The following is a 21,198-nucleotide window of genomic DNA, read 5'->3' on the forward strand; positions in this document are numbered from 1 at the left end:
CAGGGTTTGTGTTCGGGTTTAGCCGGCCGCGTGGCCTTTTGGGCTGCCGAGAGCTGCGCGGCCGACAGTGTGTCAGCGTCGTTGGCGATCAGGTTGGCCTCAGCCCATTCGTGCAAGGCAGAGGAGCGTTGTGACGCCTCATCGATCAGGTCTCTGGGCACGCCCGCGACATCGCCCAGGCCGCTGTAGGGGTCGATATCGCCCCATTCGATGGCAGCCAGTCGGTGCGCTTCGTAACGCAGTGTGGCTTGGTACACCATGCCGGCGGCGCGCGATTCGTCGTGCAACGACTTGCTGTCGAAGGACACCATTTCGCCATCGAAGCGGGCTTGTTTGTTGAACAGCAGAACATGGGTGTGCAGGTGCGGATCACCGGCGCGGGAGGTCTCGTGTTGGTAGGCCGCGGCCACCAAACCGGGCAGCCGAACGAGGTCCTTTTGGCCCGTGACCGAGTTGTGGACCCGGGTGTAGCCGACGTGGTTATTGAGGTACTCCATGGCGGCGTCCACGGCAGTGTTGTGGGCCTCGGTGAGCGCTTTGATGAGCACGTCATCGGTGGATAACGCCCGCAGCAACGACACACTTTTCGGCGCCCCGAACACCAGATCGAAGCCGTGTACGGAGTTCTTGCTGTAGGCCCGACCGGTGGCTCCATTGGGGGCGATTCCGTCGTCCAGCCAGCGCTCCACGGTGGCCATGTCGGCCTCGCCACCGGCCAGCTGACCGGTGCTCAACCCGGTCAGTTCCGAGAGCTTTTCGCGGTCGCCGACAGCGATCCATCGCGGCGCGCGGGTGTCGCCTTCGGTGTAGTACTCACCCAACCCACCGCCGGCCTTTTGGCGGTCCGCCATGGCAGCCCCAGCGGCCTTGGCTGTGTTGTTGTAGTAGCGCACCGAGCCCCGCTTCATCGGGGGCGAAATGGTGAGCACCGGTGGCACCTCGTTGCGTTGGTCGGCGGGATAACCAGCCCCAGCGGTGGGGTGGGAGCGGGCCGAAGGTTCGCTCCCACCCATGCTTGCACCCCTTGTGCTAATGTGCCATGCCTGTAGTCGGTAGTTTGTAGTGAATTGCTGTGAGGGACAGCGGATGTGGGGTGGGGAATGCGGTAAAAAGTGGTAAAGAGCGGTAAATCGGTAAGAAGCGGTAAAGATCGGTAAAGCTGTTGGGCGGCAGGAGAGATGGGGGATGTTCGGTGAGAGGTGTTGGTGAGAGCGATGATTCAGCGCCGAAAATTTCGGCTCACTTTTCCGCGACTCGACCGGCGACTGCGGCCCGCGTTCGGGCGCGGTTAACGCGTTCTCATCGGACCGCCGCGCCGAGGCGTGGACGGCGCGGCGGCGGCCGCTGAAGCGGTACCGCTGCGGGCGGGTTCGGATCACACCGGTGTGGGGCCGGCGGGGAGGCCGTCTGCGCGTAGATCCGCGTACACCATCTGCGCCAGCTCGGCGGCCAACGGGTCGTCGCGATTGCGGGGCAGCGGCAGCCGGTCTTCGGCGCGGGCGGCGATCAGATAACCGGCCTTGATCCGGAACACGGCCGAGTAGTCCGGGGACGGCCACACTACCGTCACAAGGTGCTCATGCTCGGCGGTCGGGTCGGTCCGGTACTGGGTATGCGTCCAGCGCCGATCCCAGGCCAGCTCGCTGCGATCGGGTGGCACCCAAGGAGCGTCGTCGAGGTCCTCCGGTGTCGGCGGGATCAGGTCGTACAGTTCCCGCGTCAGCACGATCTCCTTGGCCTGCATCGCCGCGGTGTTGACCAGCCCCACTCTCGTCAGCATGTCGGGATGGTCCCCGGTGCGGGCAGTCCAGTCTCCGATGGCGTGCTCGCTGAGGTCGGCGGCCAGCTCGGCCACCTGGCGGCTGAGCCGGGTCGCTTCGGCGGCCAGGAACGCGCGCTGTTGGCGGGGTGGCCAGGTTGACGGCAGCAGGTCGTAGTCGATGTACGCCTGGGCCACAAGCTGCCGAATCTCAGGGCTGCTCATCGGTGCCTATCAGCGGTCGGGCGGACGAACTCCGTACGCCACCCGTGGCGCACCACAGCCGACTGCGAAGCAGCCTTCTCCGGGTCGGTGGCCGTGGACGCCGTCATGGGCCGAACGATAGGCCGCACGGCCGTCGCAGAACGTGTGCTGGGCGTGCGCCGGTGAGGCTCAGCGGCGGTCCGTTTAGCGCGACCGCGAAGCACGCGGCGGATCTCTTCTTGAGCGGCGGTAATCCGGGCACGCGCGGCGTCGGTGAGCGGCTCCGAGCGCGGCGTCTGGTCGATGCTGGCGGCGGCGTAGCCGCCGGACTCTGTCGGAAGCTGCGGAGGTGCCCAGGACAGCCGTCGCAACCGACTCGACAGGAACGCACCGGGGTTGGCGATGTCGTCGGGCCAGGTCCATCCGCGGGTACGCATGTCGGCGTTGAGCGCTTCGGTGATGGCTCGGGCAGTCCAGACCGTGGGGTCGATGCCGGCGGTGGTGAGGGCATCGCAGATGGTGCCGATGTGGACGCGGTTGAGGCCGTGGGTGCCGGCAACGAGGGCCGCAGCGAGGCGTTGGACGGCAAGTGGCCGGGGGGTGATGCGCCGCCGGTGCGCTGGTCGGTTTTTCGGATCAGAGATTTTGTTGGCGGGCGCGCTTGCGCGCTCGCTTGGTGAGTTACTCCCTACGGGAGGGGAAAGACTAAGACCGCCTGACGGCGGTAGGTGGAAATCATGCACAACAGGCCGGTTCACCGGGCGAGGTTCGCGGCGGGGCACCAGGTGGTACACCGAGGGTCGCCGGCCGATGCTAGGGGTGCCCGGAGAGCCGTGACCGCGTTGAGCCTCGACGGCCCATTGGGAGAGCCGTAGGACTCGCCAGGCGGCCGTCACGGTGCGCACGTCACAACCCACCCGGGAGGCGATGGTGGCGCGGGTAACGGCGACGTGGCGGCCGGTGGCGTGATCGGCGTGCTCGGCCATTACCGCCGCGATCGACAGCAGCGTGACCGCGGTGATCGACACCCGCTCGGCCGCACACAGCCGGCCCAGGGCCGGCGACTGAGCCCAGTTCTGGAGTCCCTCGAGCCACCCTTGACGGCTGGTCCACATCGGCGCCCGCGGCGCACACGCGCCGGCACGCTCCACCCAGCCGCGCCGGCGCTCGTTGGCCAGCGCGCGGACGGCACGCGGTGTGGGTGCAATGGCACCGCCCAACGGCGCCGGCCATGCACTACTCACCCGAGCTGATCGGGTGCTGAGGAGGTCACGATTTGCGCACTGATTGCGCGCCATTTCTGGAACACCGCGCAGCCGTGCGCTACCGTGAGACGAGTCCAGCAAGACACGTCCCTTTCGGGGCAACGGGTGCGGACCCGGAACCGAGCTGGTAACTCGGTTCAAACCCAGACAGGGCCTCGCTACGGCGGGGCCTTTGTCATGTTCAGGTTTGGATCTGCACCGCTTATGGAAATGTCACATTTGCCCGCCTACAGGCGGGCGTGTGTCTACATCGCCAGCGGCAGAACCTCCTTATCGAGTTCGCGGACAGCCTCGGGTCGACCCACCGCAATAGCGAGCAGGTCTGCGGAGAGCTGGCTGACGCTGGTGCCGCGTTCGGCGGCCATTTCGCGGAGCCGGGCGTAGACAGATGCATCCGCGCGAACCTTGATCTGCTCGCGCGGACCTTTATGCGGTTGGGCCATGGTCTGATCCTTACGCGGAAGTCGCCTTGTACCTGGTACCGACACGCGGTTCGTTTGGGACTGCCGTGACGCGTGAGACTGGAATCAGGCGGCCGTGTGGTTCGCCGATGCCTGGCGTCGGCGCGCATAGGGGTCGGGCATTGCGGGGAGGGCAGATTCGCCGAGTTCGGTGATGTGCCGGCGCTCGAACTGTGCGAGCAAATGCCGATAGGCATGCTCTAGCAGCTCAGGGGTTGACCGATCCCCGGGAAGTGACAGGCCGCCCCATACCCCGTATTCCTCGCGCGCCGCCACGGCGTTGTACCCGCAGCGGCCGATGAATGGGCAGGCCTGGCAGGCCCTCACGGCGTGGATGCGGTCTTTGAACGGCGAGAACCACCGGTCACCATCGCGGGAGCTATCGGTGCAAGGGGTGGGCTGATCGGTGCGGTACAGGCGGACGGGCTCGGACTGCCGCGTAACGGGGCGGATGCGAGGGGGCATGAATCCAATATAACCGATAATTATCGATAATTACTGGGCCGCATGGGGCGGTGCCGGAACGTATGACCGCGATGGATGATGGTGGCCATCATGTCGTGGGAAAAGCTGGGCGAGGCTGTGCGCGAGCGGCGCATCGCCCTGGGGTTGACCCAGGAGCAACTGGCCGATCGCGGTGGTCCCTCGACACCGACCCTTCGCGCGATCGAAAACAACCGGGCGGGTCGTCTGAGCCCCCGGTTGCGCCGATCTTTGGAACGGACCTTGCAGTGGTCGGCCGGCAGTGTCGATGAGGTCCTGGCCGGCCAGGACGCCACCGTGCTGGAGCCCGTCACCACCACGGCGATCGGCCCCGGTTTCTATCTGCTGGTCGACCGGGCACTGTCAGCGGCTCGGGTGGTGATTATCGGCGCGCCGAGTGAGATTGAGACCGCCGAGTGGACTGCCGACGTCCACCGCCTGATTCGTGAGGTCAAGGAAGGCTTTTTCGAGCTGGAGCCACGCCTAGAGGCCGCCCAGCGCGACAAGCTCGGTGCCCTGATAGCCCTGCTGGACCAGCTTTCGACTCCGTCTCGCTGATCCTGAGACACCCAGAGCCGCCCCTTCCTCGTAGTGGCCGGCGTTTGTGCGGGGTGGTGGTGGCTGTCAAGGCTCGACCGTGGTCGACCGCGAAGCGGCCTCGGCCTTGACAGCCACCACCACCCCGATCACCACAATTTGCGGCGAGGAAGGGTGGGGTCCACGCACGGGCACCGGGTAGCCGGCGAGTCATCGCGTCACGGTCGTTTGGTGAGGATCGCGATGGCGGCTTGGATGACGACGCCGAGGACGGCGCTGATGACGCGTCCGGTATCTCCCATGGTGAGCTTGGATTCCGGGTTGCGGGCGTGGATGCGATCAGCGAGAACGCAGACGCTCACGACGATGGCCACAACTCCGAGGATGGCAGCGATGCACACGGCCAGGTCAGTTCCGCTCATGGTTGGTGCTCTTTCTCTGGTTGGTCGGGAAAGCGGCTCCCGGAGCGGGGTGGTTGAGCTCCGCTCTCTTCTTCTGGGCGGAAGTGCGCTGTTTTCCACTGCACTGGCCGGACCTTTCTCGTCGAGTGAAGTACCGGGGCGAGAGCTGTTTTCCGTCGCGCGGTGCGGCAGGTAGTTCTCTGGCACTCATCGGGAGGTATATGCCGGCGGGGTGCAGGTGCAGCGGCGGGTCGCGAGGATGCTGGGTGCGGTATTCACGACCTCTAATGCCTTGTTTCGACCCGATTTGCCGACAAGCCAGGTGGTCACGGTTCGGTAACGGTCTGAAAAATGCCGTCTTACGTCGGAAGACGTAAAGACGTAATAGCGTGTTGACGTATGTGCGTCATTGCGCTGTGACGTAAGGTTTGGGAATGCCTACGGTTTCTTTGGTCCATACCAAGGGCGGCGTCGCGAAGACGACGTCGGCGGTATATCTCGCGACCGCTGCCCAGCGCCGCGGTCGCGATGTCGTACTTATTGATGCCGACCCGCAGGGCTCGGCGCTGGAATGGGCGGCGGCCGCCCAGGATGACCCGCTGCCGTTTCCGGTGGTGCCGGCACGCCGCCCCCTGGACGTCAGTGGCCACCAGGAGTTGACGATCGTGGACACTCCCCCGGGTACGGCGCAGGTTATTCAGGAAGCGATCGAGCTGGCCGATTTGGTCGTGGTACCCACAGGGGCCTCACCGCTGGATGTCCGCCGGGTATGGCCAACTTTGGAGATCACCGCGCACCGCCCCACGGCGGTGCTACTGACCGGCGTCGATCTGCGGACCCGACTAGCTGACGAAGTGAAGACCCTCCTGGAGGAGGAGGGCGTGCCGGTGATCGAAACGCGGATTGTTCGCCGAGAGGGCATCCGCCGGGCGTTCGGGTCTACACCAAACCACCTGTACGGCTATGACGACGTGTTCGACGAGCTGATGGGGGCATTGGTTCATGTCTGACTTGACTTCGAAAATGGCCGCGCGGGTGAAGACAGAGCCCGCCAAGCGGGCGGCCGAAGCGTTCCGGTCGCCGGCAGATGACATGCAGCGGGCCACGGTCTACCTGCCTCGTTCCACTGTTCGCGGCCTCAAGCAAGCCGCCCTCGACGGCGACACCAGCATGAGCAAGATTCTCACTGAATTAGCTGATCGGTGGCTTGCCGACAACGTAAAGACGTAATGACGTCTTTACGTTGTTACGTCTTAACGGCATGTCGGAAGCATCAGAGTGCTTCATTGGCGTTCCACTATTGTGGATAGTGCTTTACAGGTGTTCCACTATTGTGTATGGTCGTCAGCAGATGCGGTCGGCTCGTCCGGCTGTTCGTGAAGAAGCCTCCCTCTCCGAGGGGGGCTTCCTTGTTTGTCTGGCACAGTAACCAGTTGTGTCGGTGAATCCTGCGGAGATCTTCAAGAGCCTGCACCCCTCACGGCTGGCGCATTATCGGTCGCTTTCTGGCGGTCAAGACGCTGATGCTTTGGCGCTATATGAGTGGAACATTGAGGTCGCCGCAGCTCTGCAGGACCCGTTGGGAATCGCCGAGGTAGCAGTGCGGCATGCCATCGACGTGCAGCTGTGCACGTGGTCGCAGCAGCATGTGGGTTCGCCTGAATGGATCAATCATGTTGCCGGGATTCCGTACCTGTCGGGACCGAACGTGTTCAGCACGACTCGCCATAACCTCTACAAGGCGGCTGACCAGTCCCGCCGGGCTCGGCCGGCCAACCATCCCCGTCACGGCGGTGCGATCACTCACGACGATCTGGTTGCGCACGTTATGTTCGGTACCTGGGCGAACCTACTGCCGGAGAAGTTCAACGCGGCGTGGTTGGACCCTAATGGCCACCCCGTGCAAAACCAGGTGAACCTCCAAGCTCGGCGAGACCTGTGGCGTAACTGTCTGCAGGGGGGATTTCCGCACGTACAGCGCGACCCGCGCGGGTACGGCACCGGCAATAAGGTTCGCGATTTGCGGAAACTGAGAAACCGGGTGTCACACATGGACTCGCTGCTCTACGTCGATGTCCGTCATCAGCACGACCGGGTTCTACTACCGCTGTTGAACTCAATTAGCCACAACCTGCGAGATTGGGTCGCGGGACGAAGCAAGGTACACACAGTGTTGGCGCAGCGGCCGGCCGCCGGTGCACCATGACGTATAGGCGGCTTTACGTCATAACGTAATTACGTTTATACGTTTGGACTGGCCAGGGCGCCCGCCGAGCTGACGTTCCGAGCTAGCACGTGTTCGCAAAACGTAATGACGTATATACGTCATTACGTTTTTAAACCCTGCCGCTCATTCGTGAGCCAGTCGAACACGGATAGGACGCAGGAGACGCCGGCGCTCGGACTTGACCCAGAGCATCATGATCTCCGCGTAGCCGGTGTTCATCGTCTCCACTCGGACGTTGACCCGAACGCCCGCCAGATCAACCATGGGCACCTCACCGAGCCCGTGCTCGATCGCCGCCAGGAAGGGGTAGGCCGAGGGGTGCAGGCGTCGCGGGTATCGCGTGTTTCCGAAGCGCTCCACCCACTTCGGGGAGCGAGGTGTTTCCTGACGGTCGTAGCTGCCGTCGCTGTTGGGCATCTTGCTCAGGCACAGGACATGGACGGCGTCCTGGTGCGTTTCGGCGTAGCGCCGAAACGCCGCCCGAAGAGACGATCCGTAGCGTTGGGCGAGGTGGGTCACGCTGGCGACGCCGATCTCCAAGCTTCTGGCGTCGTTGGTGAATCCATGTCGCTGAAACAGCAGCTCAGCGGCACCCTGATTGGCTTCCTGCTCGAAGAGTCGGTTGGTTGAAGGACTTAACGTCTCTTCGTTGTCGGTGTGGACGAGCTGCTGCTGCCAGGGCAGCAGGTCGTGGGTGACTTCATGGAGTTTGACGAAGTTCTTGCGTACCTCGTGGGTGACCAGCTCGCTGACGTGAACTGTGCGCTCACGACGGTCCAGCGCGCCGCGCAGGCCCCGGAATCCGCGGCGAACGAGATCGCGCACCGCCTTGGGCATCGTGGCGAGCACCCCTTCGTCGAGGGTGAAGTCATCGGCCTCCAGAAGGCCGCGCGCCGACACGATGTCGTCCACCGGCGTGGGGTACCGGCCGTAGGCATCAGCGGCCTTGAGCAGCGCGTGAGTGCGTTGCTCGATGTCCTGGGCGCTGTCAAGGTCCTCAAGCATTTCGCTGCCGCTGCTTGTGTCGTAAGAGCTGGAGGTACGTGGTGAGGGCTTCCGCCTCCTCCGCGGTGAGTCCCTCGGAACTCAGCGCGTGGGCCAGGGTGTTGCCGTGCGTCGTGCCACCTGGCACGACGTATCCGGCGCGACGCATCAGTTCGAGATAGTCCGCGCCCAGCGTTTCGGCCAGACCGTAGAGCACCTTCGGCGATGGGCTCTTGACCTCGCCGCGTTCGAGTTTCTGCAGGTAGGCGGTACTGATCCCGGACGGCTCGGCCACGGCTTTCAACGTCTTCCCCGAGAACTCGCGAAGCTCGCGCAGGGTGGGGCCGAGGGAAGCGTTGTCGGTGGTCATAGCACCATCGTAGGCGGCTTTACACGATAGTAGAAACATCTGATACACTAAAGTAGAAAGGCATTTACCAAAGTGTTCGGCTCCACTCCACGGGCCGGACGCACGAGAAAGGACATCGTCAATGGCCAAGGGACATCACCGCAGCGCGGCCACCGGTCGCTACGTCAAGGCGTCCACCGCGGCGCGCAACCCCAGGACCACGGTCACCGAACGGGGCGCCAACCACAGCAGTGGGACCCATCACCGCAGCGCCATCACCGGCAAGTTCGTGAAGGCCTCCACCGCTGCACGGCACCCCAACACCACGGTCACCGAACGCGGCTGACCGCTTCTCCGAGCGGCGGGGATCTCCGGTCCTCGATGTACCGCCCCGCCGCTCGGATTGCTCTCCACCACGCAGAACCTTCAAGGAAAGTGAGGCCACCATGGCCGTGTCCGTCCCCACCATCACCTGCCCGTACTGCCAATTCACCTTCGTGAACGTCCGGGTCACCAAGCACGGACTCATCCGCTGCGGCAACTGCGGCAAGACGATGAAAATCTGACTCCAACAATATGATTGGCTGGCGCATCTAGACCTCCAGCTGCGATAGATACCGGTAGGCCGTGGCGCGACTAATGCCGAACGCCTTCGCAAGCTCGGGAACGGGCTCACCGGTCGCCGCCAACCTACGCAACTGCTTCTGGCGCTCCGCGGTCAGCTTCGCCGGCTTCGTGGCCGGCAGTTGACGGGCACGCCGAGACTCACGTGAGGCGGCTCGTCGCTCGCGGCCGAGTTCCAATTCGAGTTCAGCCAAGGTCGCCATGATGGCGGCCACCGCCCGACCGGTGGGCGTGCCGGTATCCACCCCTTCGCGTAAGGCGCGCACCAGAATTCGACGCTCACCCAGATCCGCAATGGTCCGGGTGACTTCAGCGACCGATCGGCCCAACCGATCGATGGCCGTGACCACCACCGTGTCACCTTCGCGCGCGTAGTGCAGCAGCGCCGCCAAGCCCGGCCTCCCCACGTTCACCGCACCGGACAGCTTGTCGGTGAACACATGGCCGGACTCGACGCCCTCAGCGGCCAGCGCCGCGAGCTGTACATCGAGGTCCTGACCCAGCGTGCTCACCCGCGCGTACCCAAGGATCGCCGTCACACCCTCACCGTCTCATCAACCTCCGACATCGAGGATCTGAGACACGCGGTGTGAGACGGGATATGAGACTGCGCCACCTGGAGTGATGCCAAGGGGGGAGTGGCCCCCTCATGCTGTCTCGTTTCTCTAGATGTGAGACGAGCGCGCACAACTCAGGTCTTCTGGTTGGCCGGGTTCGGGTCGGTAACGTTTACCGATATCGGATACCGTTACGGCTGTCGGTGGACCCACGCGGACGAAGAGGGCAATGATGAGGACTCAGTCACCGGGTGAGCAGCCGGGCCTGCAGCGTCGGCTGAGCGTTTCTGATGCGGTAGTGATCGGCCTGGGGTCGATGATCGGTGCTGGCATCTTCGCAGCGCTGGGGCCCGCCGCCGCGGCGGCGGGGTCGGGGCTGCTTGTGGGCTTGGCGGTGGCTGCGGTGGTGGCCTACTGCAACGCGACATCCTCGGCGCGGTTGGCTGCTCAATATCCGCAGTCGGGCGGTACGTATGTATACGGGCGCGAACGGTTGGGCGCGTTCTGGGGGTATCTGGCGGGCTGGTCGTTTGTGGTCGGTAAGACCGCCTCGTGTGCGGCGATGGCATTGACCGTCGGCGCCTACGTCTGGCCCGCGTACGCGAACGCGGTCGCGGCCGCCGCGGTGGTCGCGTTAACGGCGGTGAACTATCGCGGTGTGCAGAAGTCGGCGCTGCTGACCCGGGTGATCGTGGCCATTGTCCTAGCTGTGTTGGCGTTGGTGGTCGTCGTCAGCCTGTCCTCCGGGCAGGCGGACACCGGCCGTCTGGAGATCGGCACGGACATCACGGTGGGTGGGGTGTTGCAGGCGGGTGGGCTGTTGTTCTTCGCCTTCGCCGGCTACGCCCGAATCGCCACACTGGGCGAGGAGGTCCGCGACCCGGCTCGCACCATTCCTCGGGCGATCCCGCTGGCGCTGGGAATCACCCTGGTCGTCTACACCGTGGTGGCGGTCGCGGCGCTGGCGGTGCTGGGCGCTGATCGGCTGGGCTCCGCAAGTGCCCCCCTGGCCGATACGGTCCGCGCTGCCGGTGCGGGATGGCTGGTCCCTGTGGTTCAGATCGGTGCGGCGGTCGCCGCGTTGGGGTCGCTGCTGGCCCTGGTGCTGGGGGTGTCTCGCACGACTTTGGCGATGGCCCGCGATCGTCACCTGCCCAATGCCTTGGCAGCGGTGCACCCACGGTTTAAGACTCCGCACCGCGCCGAACTGGCGGTGGCTGCGGTGGTGATTGTCGTTGCCACCACCGCCGATGTGCGTGGCGCAATAGGCTTTTCGTCGTTCGGCGTGCTGCTGTACTACGCGATTGCCAACGCCTCAGCGTGGACGTTAACCCCCGCACAAGGCCGTCCACAGCGGATTGTGCCGGTGATTGGGGTGGCCGGGTGCGCAGTACTCGCATTCGCGCTGCCGCTTACGTCGGTTATAGCCGGGGTGGTGGTCATCGCCATCGGTGCTCTGCTCTACGGTTTGCGCCGCACCCGCGCCGGTCGTGCCGCAGCACGATGAATGGCACAGCAAGATCACTGCCGCAAAGCCGGGCTATTACTCGCCGAGAACCTCACGCGCTAACTCCGCCAACGCTTTTCGATCCTCGTCGAGTGCGTGCTGGCCGGCCTCGGTGGCGCGATACACCCGCCGGGTGCGGCCCTGTACAACGCGCTGCTCCGAGATCAACAGCCCGTCAGCTTCCAGCCGATGCAGCGTCGGATACAGGGTGCCGGGACTGATGTCGTAGCCGTGGCGCGCGAGCTCCTCGGTGAGCCAGGCTCCGTGGATCTCCTCCAGGGCGGCGTGATGCAGAATGTGCAGCCGCACGGCGCCGCGCTGAAACTCCCGCACCACCTCACGCCCTTCATCGCAGTGACGAACCCGATATCGGCATTCGATGTTACCGCTGCTCGGCAGCTCCGAGGGGTGACGGCGAGCGGCCGAGGAGGTCCCACCGACCGACGAGCACGTAGATCACGGTGGCAGCATCTGAGCGGCTTCGACCAGAGCTAGCCGGGCGTACTTCGTCGAGTCAGGCGACGACCCGACCCGACATCGGGTGGCGGTGTGGCGGGAGCTGCGGCGGGCCGGAGCGGTCCTGCTGGGCCAGGGCGTGTGGGTACCCGGCGCGCCGGTGTTCGCCGATCCGATCGCCCGCACCGTGGAGCTGGCCAAGCGCGGTAAGGGCGAGGTGACCGTGTTGACCGCCGCGGGACGCACCGAACCGGACGCCGGGTTTCGCAGACCTGTTTATCTGGGGGAGGTTACTGCTGGCGGGGGTTGGTTTGTTGGCGCACGTTGTGGCCACCAGCTTGCTTCGCGGAGGAGTGTGGCGATGGCGGGCACGGTGAGGGTGCGTACGAGGAAGGTGTCGAGCAGGAGTCCGAAGCCGATGATGAGGCCGGCTTGGATCATGATGGCCACGGAGCCGACCATGAGGCCGAACATGCTGGCGGCGAAGATGAGCCCGGCGGAGGTGATGACGGCGCCGGTTTTGGCGACGGTGCGCAGCACTCCGACGCGGATGCTGGGTCCGGATTCTTCGCGTAGTCGGGAGACGAGCAGCATGTTGTAGTCGGCGCCGACGGCGACGAGGATGATGAACGCCAATAGAGGTACGGGCCAAGCGATTTCGTGTCCGAGTATCCATTGGAAGATCAGGACGCCGAATCCGATGGAGGCGAGGTAGTTGAGCAGGACGGTGCCCAGTAGGTAGATCGGTGCCAGGAGTGCTCGTAGTAGCAGCACCAGGATGAGGCCGACGATGACGGTGGTGGCCAGGGCCAGTTGGGCGAAGTCTGCCCAGAGGAATCGTTGGATGTCGGAGTTGACGGCGGGGAAGCCGGCGACGGAGACGGTGGCCTCAGTTAGTGAGGTGTTGGGGCGTGCGGTATTGGCGGTGGTGGTGATCCGGTGGGCGAGGTCCATGGCCTCGGCGCTGTAGGGGTCGTAGCTGGTTTCGATCATGAACCGTGCTGTTTTGCCGTCTGGGGAGAGGAATTGTTTGGCGACGTCGGTGAATTGGCGGTTCTCGAAGGCGTTGGCGGGCAGGTAGAAACCGCTTGCCGAGTCGGAGTCCTGGGCGGCGCGTGCAGAGTTCTGGAGTTGGGTGGCGATCTGGCTCATGCCGGAGAGCATTTCGATGTTGCTGTCAGCCAGGGTGCGCACACCGGTGGCCAACGCTTGGGCACCGGAGGCGAGTTGGCCGATCCCGTCTTGGAGGCGGCGCAGGTTGCCAGCCAGGTCAGCGGGGTTCCCCAGCGCCCCGAAAGCCTTGTCCAATGAGGTGACGGCGTTTTGGACGGTGGTGAGGGTGCCGGCGACGGTGGCATTGCTGGCGGGGTTGTAGCGGTCGCCGAGGTCGGCGATCTGGGTGAAGAAGCCGTTGTTGCGCAGGGTGATCAGGATCTGTACTTGGTCGCGGATCTGGGCGCATTGGGGTGTGGTGGCACACCACGGCGAGGTGTTGAGGGCACCCACGAGCGGGTCCAAGGTGGTGATGGCGTGTTGTGCTTGGTCGGCCAGGGGACGTAGGCCGGGGCCGGATTGGATGGCCTGATCGACTGCAGGGGCCGTTGCTGAGAGTTGTCGCAGCAGTGGACGGAACTTGTTGACCTGCGTGCCGGCGGATTGGGCTTGCGTGAGGATGCCCGCCAGGGGGGTCAGGGCGGTGCGCACGGTGGTGTCGAGTTGGGCCAGTCCGCCGGCGAGTTGATCGGCGCCGTCGGTGAGTTTGGTGAGGTCGTCGCGGCGGGCGTTGCCGTCGGCGACCGCGCCGGCCATCTTGTCGCCGATCTGACCGTTCTGCCAGGCCAGTTGCGCTTGATCGAGGCGCTCCCCGGTGGGGCGGGTGACTCCGGAGACTTTGGTGACACCGGGAACCTGGGAGACGCGGGAGGCCATTTCGTCCAGGTCGGCCAGTCCCTTGCCGGTGCGCATATCGGTGGGGTTCTCGACGACGAGGAATTCGGTGATGACGACGTCTTTGCGGAAGTGGCGGTCCAACAGTTGGTAGCCCTGGTTGCTGGCGGTGGTGGCGGGTTGGCCTTTGCGGTCGTCGTAGCTGATTTTGATGGTTGCGGCCACCGCGGACAGCGCGAGCAGGATGACGAGGCTGACGATCAGCAGTGGCACCGGGCGGCGCACCACCGCTACGGCGACGCTGTTCCAGTAGCGGCGGGTGCGATCGGATTTGGGTTCACCGATACCGCGTTTAGCTGCCAATGCCAGCACGGGCGGTAGCAGGGTGACGGTGGCCAGGAAACCGAACAGGACCGCGATGGCGCACGCCGGGCCTAGGGCGGCGAACACGCTCAAGCGGGCGAACACCATGGCCAGGAACGCCAGGGCCACGGTGGCGGCGGAGGCCAGGATGACGCGGCCGATGCTGGCGGTGGCGTGGATGATGGCCTGCTCGGCCGGCACCTGGGCGCGGCGCTGCTCGTGGTAGCGGCTGATCAGGAACACGGTGTAGTCAGTGCCGGCGCCGAGCAGGATCGCGGTCATGAACGCGACGGTGAATTGCGAGACCGGCATACCCATCTCGCCCAGCGCGGACAGGACGCCGCGCCCGACGGCCAAGCTCAGCCCGATGACCAGCAGCGGCAGCAGCGCGGTGAACACCGACCGGTAGACGATCAGCAGGATCAGCGCGATCATGGCGGCGGTGGCGATCGAGATCAACAGCAGATCATGCTCGGCGGCGGCGATCATGTCACTGAACGTCGCCGGCGGCCCGGTCACCTGCGCGGTCGTGGACGAACCGGCGAACACTTCTGCAGTGATGTCACGCACCGCCTTGACCGACTCCGCAGCAGTGGGGTCACCCAGCGTGCCGGCCACTCCCACCGGCAGATACCAGGATGTGCCGTCGGCGCTGACGGCCTGGGTTCTGGTGACCGGATCGGCCAGCAGATCCTGCACCAGCAGGACGTGCTGACTGTCAGCGCGCAGTCGTTCCAGAAGGCGGTCGTAGCGCTGTTGGGTCGCCGGGGTCAGCCCGGCTGGGTCTTCCATGGCCACGAACAGCATGGTTTTCGACCCCTGCTCGTTGAAGGCGGTGCTCATCCGCTCCACCGTTTGCAGCGACGGGGCGTCGCGCGGAATCAAATCCACCGACTGCTGGCGCACCACCGTTTCCAGCTGCGGGAACAGCAGCGCCAAAACGATCGCGGCGCCGATCCACACACCGATGGTCAAGGCTTTGTGCCGCACAGTGAATCGTCCCAACGCTGCGAGCCGAGCACTGTATTCGCGGCTGGATGCGGGATCGGCGGGAGTCTCGCGCCGGGCAGCGCGGGCCGGTGTTACCGAAGACCCTGTCGTGCGGTTGGTCACCGAACCCCCTAGATCTACGATACTATCGGTATCGCTACGCTACATGATGTAGCGTAAATCGGATAGTCGACGGGGTCTGCGGCCAGCGGTGGCTTATCGGTTCACGATGTTGGCGTCGTCGCTTTCGGGGATGTCGTGCCGGACCACGCGGACACGCCCGTGCGGTAGACAGGCCATGTAGCCGTGCCGCTTGCCGTACAGCTCCCACGCGGTGAACTGCTCGTCGGGATCAACGTCGATGCGGTGACCACGGGAGAAGCTCAGGTGCAACCCCCCGTCGTCACCCGACCAGGCCTGGGTGCACACTGCGCCGGCCAGGTTCAGCAGCGGGCGCTCGTACACCGAGATCTGCAAGGGATTGATGAGGACCGCCTCCGCGGGAAAGCGATCTGCTGCGGGCAGAGTGAGCCGCAGGGGACGCGAGATGACGACCTCATTGTAGTCGTCCAGGTCGAGCACCAAGCCGTCGCGCACCGAAACCCGTTGCACGACACAATCTTCGATCCATTGGGTGTACATGGCCTTCTCCTTCGACGCACCATTGAGTCGCACCCTTAAGGGTGCGGCAGGTATCGCTGCGATACTAGAAGTATCGTTACGGTTCCTCGGAGTGCGCGGCGGCGCTGTCGAGTAGCCGATGAACGGCCCGGTCGATGCGGTCACGGGTCTCCTCCGCGGACACCCGCCCGCTGATGAAGGCGAGCAGGTTGGCCAACCAGATGTCGGAGATGATGCCGGCGACAACCAGATGTGCCGGTGTCGGCTCGCCCGCGCTGAGGGTGCTGGCCAGCAGCGTGTGGATCGTCGCAGCGGCAGAATCGAGTTCCGCGGCGGCGCGGGTGTCGGCCACGGCGAAGGCCCTAGTCATGGCGTCGGTCAGCAGCGGCTCGCGCTGCCACCGGTCGTGCAGGTGGGTGGTCAGTCGCTCCAATCGCTGCCGCGGTGTGCCGGCACCGGTTGTCCAGTTGCCGGCGACGTCGAGACGCTGAAATTCGCGATTCAGCGCCGCGACCAGCAGATGTGTTTTGGCTGGGAAATAGCGGTACAGCGTGCCCACGGCCATGCCGACGCGCTCGGCGACCAATCGCATGTGCACCGCGTCGTACCCGCCGGTGGCAGCTATAGCCAAGGCGGCATCCATGATGGCCTCGCGACGACGGGCCGAGACGCGCGAACGTGGCACCCCGGCTGCGTGAACCTGATCGCCAACCAAATGCTCCTCGACGAGCCCGGTGTGCGTGTCGCTCGCTCGGGCGCTGGTGACGGTCATGGTGTGTGATCGCCGCCGCGGCGCGAGAACTGCTCGAGGATCTCCCCGAAACCGCTGATATCGCCGTGGGCGGCGAAATGTGCGGTATCAACCACGATGAATACGGCCGTCGCGGTGAACCGGGTGGCCCCTTCGCAGGTGCCGGTCGCCGCGACGTGCAACGCCCGGCCCTCGCGGGCGCTGATGTGCGCGGTGATCCGGTGGGGCCGGTGCAGCGGCACTGGTTGCAGATACTCCACCGTCAGACTGCGCGTCACCGCAGGCGTGCCGGCGATCCATAGCGTGAAGCCCAGCACGTCATCGCAGGCGGCGGCGACGGCCCCACCGTGCGCCAGGCCGGGGGCTCCGATGTGGCGCTCGTCGAATGTGACATCGGCATACACCGAATCCGCACTGCGGTAGACCTCCACGTGCAGGCCGTGCGGATTGTCCGGGCCACACCCCATGCAGGTCGGGGTGTGTGAGGGCAGCCGTTCCGACGGCGCCGCACAATCTGACACAAGCACACTCCAGATACCTTTAGTTTCGCTGCGATACTGGTAGTACCACAACTGCTAGGCTTCCCGGTGCGACATCGTCGAAATCGACCGCCGAGGTGACCCGTGAGCGACAGCAATCAGCCCTCCCTGCCCGATGATGACGACATCGATCCGCGGCGGATCCGGTCACGGAATCGACTATTGGATGCTGCGGCAACACTGTTGAGCACCGGAGGGGTCGAGGCCGTCACCATCGATGCCGTCACCAAAGCATCCAAGGTGGCCCGCACCACGCTGTATCGGCATTTTCAGAGCTCGTCGCATCTGCTGGCTGCCACATTCGAGCGGCTACTGCCGCAGGTAAGCACACCAGCGCCGATCAGCGGTTCCCTACGCGATCAACTGATCGAGTTGCTCAGCCGCCAAGCCGCCCTGTTCAACGACGCCCCGCTGCACGTCACCACCTTGGCATGGCTGTCACTCGGGCCGACCGGCGCCAAAGACGAGGCCGAGAACAGTCACGCATCCGGGGCGCTGCGGGCCCGCGTCGTTGACCAGTACCGTCAACCGTTCGACGCCATCCTCACCAGCTCGAAAGCTCACGCCGAACTCGGCAACATTGACCGCGACCTCGCGATCTGCCAACTCGTCGGACCCCTCGCATTCGCACGCATGACCGGTCTGCGCACCATCACGCGCGAGGACTGCACAACCCTCATCGACGACTTCCTTGCAACCCACCGCAGAGCCGCCACCCCCGCAGATCGCGAAGTCGTCTGAACGGACCCCGAGCGACATCGCCGACCGAGCCAGTGCACCCTTGTCATCCACGTAATGCTGTATGACACTAATTCACATTCGTCATACGTCACTACGTTAAGGAGAGCGGTATGGCCGTCTTGAATATCCGAGTCGATGATCAGGTCCGCGATGAACTCAAGGACATGGCCGACGCGGAGGGTGTCACCGTCAGCGAGTACGTCCGCGATCTGCTCATGGCCGCGCTCGTCCCTGGGTATGAGTCCAAAGAGGACCACGGCGACCTACCGGCGCCGGAGACGATGCGGATTGCCGATCGGCAGGTGCTCTCCCTGCTTCACCGCATCCTCGCGCGCGTGCTGCCCGAGGACAACGACGACGTGGACGGAGACGCCGACTATCAGCTGGGGCGGGCGCGGGTGATCGAGGCGGGCTACACCGGGGAGTACTGGCGCGAAGTCGCCGGGTTCAACCCCGAGCTGTCGAAGCGTGACTGCGGCCGCGTCCTGGACATCCTCGACATGTTCCGCATCATCACCTTCAGCATCCGGCGGCTGGAGAAAGACGGGACCACCGTCGACGAGGACCTCAAGTACGAGCTGGAATTTAAGGGCTTCGACGGCAACGACGGACTCGAAAACCACATGGCCCGCTACGTCGAGTTCCTCATGAGCGACGGCCGGTGGGCTGAACTGCACGAACAGTGGAAGAGCAACGACGAAGGGAACTCCCACGCCCTCATGCTCGACACCTACATACGCATGGTTGCCGAACACCGCCGCATCAAGGCCAGCCGCGACCGCGGATTCCACCGAGAGGACTACCTGCTGTCCCTCGACGAGCTGCAGCAGATTGCAGACGCTCGCCACCCGTCGCGCCGCGGCTAGCCTTCGAGGGGGGCCTGGCTCTCCCGGCCTGGGGCAAAAGACACAAGACGGCTCCCGCCCGGCCCGCAAGCGGCCCGGTTGGGTCTGAAATCCCGTGCCCCACTCAGGCAGCGCGAGGCCGCCAAAAAGCTGTGCAGCAGAGTATTCGGCGTCGAACTACCCTTCACGGCATGAGAAACCAAATCAGCGCTCAGTGGGTGCTCATCGAAGCAATTCAGGCTGACGACGTCCTTTTCGACCAGGACTCACAGTCGAGCTGGCCGGTCCTCAGCTCCCAGCCACATCCGGCGCAGCACTGGCGTCGTCTGGTGTCGGGCGAGCCCGGGTCCGGTCGCTGCCTTGATGCCCCGACCGGTACATGGGTCCGTCGAGTGCTGCAGTAGGCCGCCCGCAACTGGTCACTGGTCCGCCGCGTGACGGCCTATGTGACCGCGCAGGAGTGGCCCCTGGCCGTGTCTGGGCATGAAAAAGCCTCGCGCGTCGAAATCGAGATTCGACGACTGCGAGGCGAAAGCCAGCGTGGTGTGCGCGTGAAGCCGCTGACGGGGCCGTCCGCGCACAGGAGGCTACGGCGGCATCGGCAGCTTTCTCCCGGCGGAAAGGACGCTCATTTCAGGGGCTACCGAAGCCACTCGCGAAGCGCAGCCGCGGCGGCGCCCACGATCCCGGCGAGCCCACCGAGGATGGCCACGATGCGTTCTGACGGCTCATCGCGCCGGCAGAACACCGCTTGGTAGACCATCACCAGCACAGGCAGAATCCAGACCAGATTCCACGCGCCCGAGACGACCATATTGACCTCCTTGCGAGGTGTACCAACAGAAAGTGCCCGACCAGGGGCCGGGCACAAAAAAAGCCGGGAAGACCCGGCTTCGACGCGCACTAAGCGCGCCTTTTCATGGGTGAACCCATGAAAAGATCAGTCCAGCAGTACATTTCGATGGCTGAACAACCTACGGAACTGGCTGTGTGCGCAGTTGCTCGGTGAGCCCGCTAACAGGGCGGGAGAGAAGGTTTTCGAGGGTAGCGACCGGATGTGGACACAGTCGTGCTACTGCGATTGTGCGGCAAGTCTACCGGTATCGAGGCCAAAGCGGGGTGACAGAAAAAGCTGGGGAATGTGCTGGCCTCAACCGGCTCAACCGGATTTTGGGCGCACTAACGGCACCTCATTCACTGTACTCGCAGGTAGATGCGCCCGAATGGAAGCACGCCACCTCGGCGTGTCACACCGGTCCCTACTTAGATCGGCGCGGGTCACAGTGCGGATAGGTCGGTTGCGACGAGAATGGAGCTATGACCGACGATGCTGCCGGCAGCACGCCGGCACACTTCGACGCGGTGGCTGATGCGATGGACAAAGCAGATCAGACATCGATGGAGAGCTGGCGAGCTGAAACTGACCTGTGGGACGAACTTGCTGTTGCAGATGCCGACTATGCCGCTGGGAACACGATCAGCGGCGAGGAGCTGCGCCGCCGCTATGGACTGCCCTAATCGGGGGCTCCCTCATAACACCCACGGCACGGCAGGCCACATCAGATCAACACTGTCCCGACGTTCCGCCGTGTCGTCGACGAGCCGCCCCAGACAGCGCTCAGCCGCCTGCCCACCGGCATCGACCAGCCAACGCAACAACTCACGCTCCACCACTGACCGAGTATGACCCCGCTGTACCGAAAAGGACCGACCGCCGGTACATACAGGTAGAAGCCCCTGCTGACCAGCCAGTTAAGGATCTGCAATCTGTTTTGGGACCGCGCTGTTGACAGGACCGAGCCGTAAAATCTGACACATGGACCATGGCGAACAGCAGCGCTCACGCTGCGCAGCCAGCGTGAGCGCGATGCTGATGGTGCGGCACCAGGCATCGTGGTTCGCGCAGGTTGGCCGCGGTGATGGTAGGCCGCCAGCAGCGCTGTGGAAGGCCGTCCTGGCCGAGGACTGGCCCACCGTGTGCAGGGAGTGGGATAAGTGGGTCCAGCCCGTGTTGCGCGAGATGGACAAAGCGGAACGAGAGTGGCGGGCGACGATTGCGGTCATGGCCGACTCGGCCGCGCGCGCGGTCGGCCAACCATTCCCCGCCGACATTCATGATCCGATGGCGGTGCAGCGTCAGTTTGGGACGTGGATCCGCAAGCAAGTCACCGCGGCGCGCGAAGGTGTGCGATCCGATGAGTGGGCCCAATTTTCGCAAGCACTACCCGCCGAGCTGCAGCCGATGGCCGCTGAGCATCCCACGTACCAAGCCGAGGTGGCCGCCACAACGTTCGAAATCGAGGCTCTACACCGCAACCTGGAAGCAGACGCAGACGAGGGGAATTGAGTTGCCGTCATCATTTGAAATGGACCCGCATGCCACTCAGGATGGCCTGACCAGCGCCGACAGCGGACGCGCCAGGACCAGCGCCTCGGGTGTTCCCTTGCCGCCGGCGGCAGACCAGTACACCGCTCCGTTCTTCACGGTGGCCACCGCGCTACTAGAAGCCAAGGCCCTGGAGGTCGGTACCCGCACCGCTGCCGGCCAGGTCGCCACCCTCACCACGGTGGCCGCCGTTGAGACCACTGAGGCAGCCAACGCCGACGCCCTCAGGACGTAAAGGCGCATCACAATGGGATCGCCGTG

At 64.7% G+C, this 21,198-nt stretch carries 26 protein-coding genes and 1 pseudogene; 12 read left to right on the forward strand and 15 right to left on the reverse strand.

What is annotated here, in order from left to right; genetic code table 11:
* The 5 genes from mobF to BN977_RS31105 all read right to left on the reverse strand — a co-directional run.
* The coding region (gene mobF / locus BN977_RS31090) for a MobF family relaxase (protein ID WP_456093699.1) at positions 1-929 on the reverse strand (929 nt) is incomplete at its 3' end.
* Between the two features lie 446 nt (positions 930-1,375).
* On the reverse strand, positions 1,376-1,984 hold the full coding sequence (locus tag BN977_RS31095) for a hypothetical protein (protein WP_036405105.1): 609 nt from the start codon (positions 1,982-1,984) through the stop codon (positions 1,376-1,378).
* A complete protein-coding gene (locus BN977_RS32150; protein WP_234709738.1) occupies positions 1,981-3,207 on the reverse strand; it encodes a rep protein in 1,227 nt (408 codons plus the stop codon). Before BN977_RS32150 ends, BN977_RS31095 begins: the two co-directional genes overlap by 4 nt.
* Positions 3,208-3,473: 266 nt before the next feature.
* Complete coding sequence (locus BN977_RS31100) at positions 3,474-3,671, reverse strand: ribbon-helix-helix protein, CopG family (protein WP_036405108.1); 198 nt, start codon at positions 3,669-3,671, stop codon at positions 3,474-3,476.
* An 84-nt stretch (positions 3,672-3,755) separates the two neighbouring features.
* Entirely contained in the window at positions 3,756-4,154 is a 399-nt protein-coding gene (locus tag BN977_RS31105) for a WhiB family transcriptional regulator (RefSeq protein ID WP_036405111.1), read from the reverse strand.
* 75 nt (positions 4,155-4,229) lie between these two features.
* Here BN977_RS31105 and BN977_RS31635 point away from each other — a divergent pair, with 75 nt between their 5' ends.
* Positions 4,230-4,730 (forward strand): helix-turn-helix domain-containing protein, encoded by a 501-nt coding sequence (locus BN977_RS31635; RefSeq protein ID WP_051562213.1) that lies wholly within the window; start codon positions 4,230-4,232, stop codon positions 4,728-4,730.
* Between the two features lie 197 nt (positions 4,731-4,927).
* On the opposite strand, the gene BN977_RS31115 is transcribed toward BN977_RS31635, so the two are convergent.
* Positions 4,928-5,131 carry a hypothetical protein gene (locus BN977_RS31115; RefSeq protein WP_036405114.1) on the reverse strand — a complete coding sequence of 68 codons (204 nt, stop codon included), beginning with the start codon at positions 5,129-5,131 and terminating at the stop codon, positions 4,928-4,930.
* 413 nt (positions 5,132-5,544) lie between these two features.
* On the opposite strand from BN977_RS31115, the gene BN977_RS31120 reads away from it, so the two are divergent.
* The 3 genes from BN977_RS31120 to BN977_RS32155 all read left to right on the forward strand — a co-directional run bounded on the left by BN977_RS31120 (position 5,545) and on the right by BN977_RS32155 (position 7,316).
* Positions 5,545-6,120, forward strand: a complete 576-nt coding sequence (locus tag BN977_RS31120) for a nucleotide-binding protein (protein WP_036405117.1) — start codon at positions 5,545-5,547, stop codon at positions 6,118-6,120.
* A 13-nt stretch (positions 6,121-6,133) separates the two neighbouring features.
* Entirely contained in the window at positions 6,134-6,340 is a 207-nt protein-coding gene (locus BN977_RS31125) for a hypothetical protein (protein WP_234709739.1), read from the forward strand.
* Positions 6,341-6,545: 205 nt separating this feature from the next.
* The gene (locus BN977_RS32155) at positions 6,546-7,316 is read left to right on the forward strand and encodes a hypothetical protein (RefSeq protein ID WP_084172795.1); all 771 of its coding nucleotides are present in this window, start codon (positions 6,546-6,548) and stop codon (positions 7,314-7,316) included.
* A gap of 144 nt (positions 7,317-7,460) precedes the next feature.
* Here the strand turns inward: BN977_RS32155 and BN977_RS31130 are convergent, their stop codons facing one another.
* The gene (locus BN977_RS31130) at positions 7,461-8,342 is read right to left on the reverse strand and encodes an ImmA/IrrE family metallo-endopeptidase (RefSeq protein ID WP_036405122.1); all 882 of its coding nucleotides are present in this window, start codon (positions 8,340-8,342) and stop codon (positions 7,461-7,463) included.
* A complete protein-coding gene (locus BN977_RS31135) occupies positions 8,335-8,691 on the reverse strand; it encodes a helix-turn-helix domain-containing protein (protein ID WP_036405125.1) in 357 nt (118 codons plus the stop codon). The genes BN977_RS31130 and BN977_RS31135 overlap by 8 nt, the downstream gene beginning before the upstream one ends.
* A 121-nt stretch (positions 8,692-8,812) precedes the next feature.
* On the opposite strand from BN977_RS31135, the gene BN977_RS31140 reads away from it, so the two are divergent.
* Positions 8,813-9,016 carry a hypothetical protein gene (locus BN977_RS31140; RefSeq protein ID WP_036405127.1) on the forward strand — a complete coding sequence of 68 codons (204 nt, stop codon included), beginning with the start codon at positions 8,813-8,815 and terminating at the stop codon, positions 9,014-9,016.
* Between the two features lie 247 nt (positions 9,017-9,263).
* On the opposite strand, the gene BN977_RS31145 is transcribed toward BN977_RS31140, so the two are convergent.
* A complete protein-coding gene (locus BN977_RS31145) occupies positions 9,264-9,833 on the reverse strand; it encodes a recombinase family protein (RefSeq protein ID WP_036405129.1) in 570 nt (189 codons plus the stop codon).
* A gap of 247 nt (positions 9,834-10,080) precedes the next feature.
* Here BN977_RS31145 and BN977_RS31150 point away from each other — a divergent pair, with 247 nt between their 5' ends.
* Entirely contained in the window at positions 10,081-11,358 is a 1,278-nt protein-coding gene (locus tag BN977_RS31150) for an APC family permease (protein ID WP_036405131.1), read from the forward strand.
* Between the two features lie 36 nt (positions 11,359-11,394).
* Here the strand turns inward: BN977_RS31150 and BN977_RS31155 are convergent, their stop codons facing one another.
* Positions 11,395-11,691 (reverse strand): Rv3488 family transcriptional regulator, encoded by a 297-nt coding sequence (locus BN977_RS31155; RefSeq protein WP_036405164.1) that lies wholly within the window; start codon positions 11,689-11,691, stop codon positions 11,395-11,397.
* A 262-nt stretch (positions 11,692-11,953) separates the two neighbouring features.
* Here BN977_RS31155 and BN977_RS33715 point away from each other — a divergent pair.
* A pseudogene (locus tag BN977_RS33715) lies at positions 11,954-12,016 on the forward strand (hypothetical protein); the annotation flags it as partial.
* A 74-nt stretch (positions 12,017-12,090) separates the two neighbouring features.
* Here BN977_RS33715 and BN977_RS31160 read toward each other — a convergent pair.
* The 4 genes from BN977_RS31160 to BN977_RS31175 form a co-directional block, all read right to left on the reverse strand.
* Entirely contained in the window at positions 12,091-15,177 is a 3,087-nt protein-coding gene (locus BN977_RS31160) for an MMPL/RND family transporter (RefSeq protein ID WP_036405133.1), read from the reverse strand.
* Positions 15,178-15,270: 93 nt separating this feature from the next.
* Positions 15,271-15,696, reverse strand: coding sequence for a DUF6188 family protein (locus tag BN977_RS31165; RefSeq protein WP_036405135.1), 426 nt, complete (start codon positions 15,694-15,696; stop codon positions 15,271-15,273).
* A gap of 76 nt (positions 15,697-15,772) precedes the next feature.
* Positions 15,773-16,447 carry a TetR/AcrR family transcriptional regulator gene (locus BN977_RS31170; RefSeq protein WP_036405137.1) on the reverse strand — a complete coding sequence of 225 codons (675 nt, stop codon included), beginning with the start codon at positions 16,445-16,447 and terminating at the stop codon, positions 15,773-15,775.
* Positions 16,444-16,893: a PaaI family thioesterase gene (locus BN977_RS31175; protein ID WP_051562215.1), complete on the reverse strand. Its 450-nt coding sequence runs from the start codon at positions 16,891-16,893 to the stop codon at positions 16,444-16,446. The genes BN977_RS31170 and BN977_RS31175 overlap by 4 nt, the downstream gene beginning before the upstream one ends.
* 156 nt (positions 16,894-17,049) lie before the next feature.
* Here BN977_RS31175 and BN977_RS31180 point away from each other — a divergent pair, with 156 nt between their 5' ends.
* Both BN977_RS31180 and BN977_RS31185 read left to right on the forward strand, forming a co-directional pair.
* Positions 17,050-17,706, forward strand: coding sequence for a TetR/AcrR family transcriptional regulator (locus BN977_RS31180; protein WP_036405143.1), 657 nt, complete (start codon positions 17,050-17,052; stop codon positions 17,704-17,706).
* A 110-nt stretch (positions 17,707-17,816) separates the two neighbouring features.
* Positions 17,817-18,572: a YfbU family protein gene (locus BN977_RS31185; protein ID WP_036405145.1), complete on the forward strand. Its 756-nt coding sequence runs from the start codon at positions 17,817-17,819 to the stop codon at positions 18,570-18,572.
* Positions 18,573-19,191: 619 nt separating this feature from the next.
* On the opposite strand, the gene BN977_RS33035 is transcribed toward BN977_RS31185, so the two are convergent.
* Entirely contained in the window at positions 19,192-19,365 is a 174-nt protein-coding gene (locus tag BN977_RS33035; RefSeq protein WP_165576399.1) for a hypothetical protein, read from the reverse strand.
* A gap of 503 nt (positions 19,366-19,868) precedes the next feature.
* Between BN977_RS33035 and BN977_RS33425 the strand changes: the two genes are divergently transcribed.
* The 3 genes from BN977_RS33425 (at position 19,869) to BN977_RS31200 (ending at position 21,172) form a co-directional block, all read left to right on the forward strand.
* Positions 19,869-20,069: a hypothetical protein gene (locus tag BN977_RS33425; protein ID WP_036405147.1), complete on the forward strand. Its 201-nt coding sequence runs from the start codon at positions 19,869-19,871 to the stop codon at positions 20,067-20,069.
* Between the two features lie 298 nt (positions 20,070-20,367).
* On the forward strand, positions 20,368-20,898 hold the full coding sequence (locus BN977_RS31195; RefSeq protein ID WP_036405150.1) for a hypothetical protein: 531 nt from the start codon (positions 20,368-20,370) through the stop codon (positions 20,896-20,898).
* A 19-nt stretch (positions 20,899-20,917) separates the two neighbouring features.
* Positions 20,918-21,172 carry a hypothetical protein gene (locus tag BN977_RS31200; RefSeq protein ID WP_036405153.1) on the forward strand — a complete coding sequence of 85 codons (255 nt, stop codon included), beginning with the start codon at positions 20,918-20,920 and terminating at the stop codon, positions 21,170-21,172.
* Positions 21,173-21,198 lie beyond the last annotated feature (26 nt).

Source organism: Mycolicibacterium cosmeticum, from assembly GCF_000613185.1.
GTDB classification, from domain to species: domain Bacteria; phylum Actinomycetota; class Actinomycetes; order Mycobacteriales; family Mycobacteriaceae; genus Mycobacterium; species Mycobacterium cosmeticum.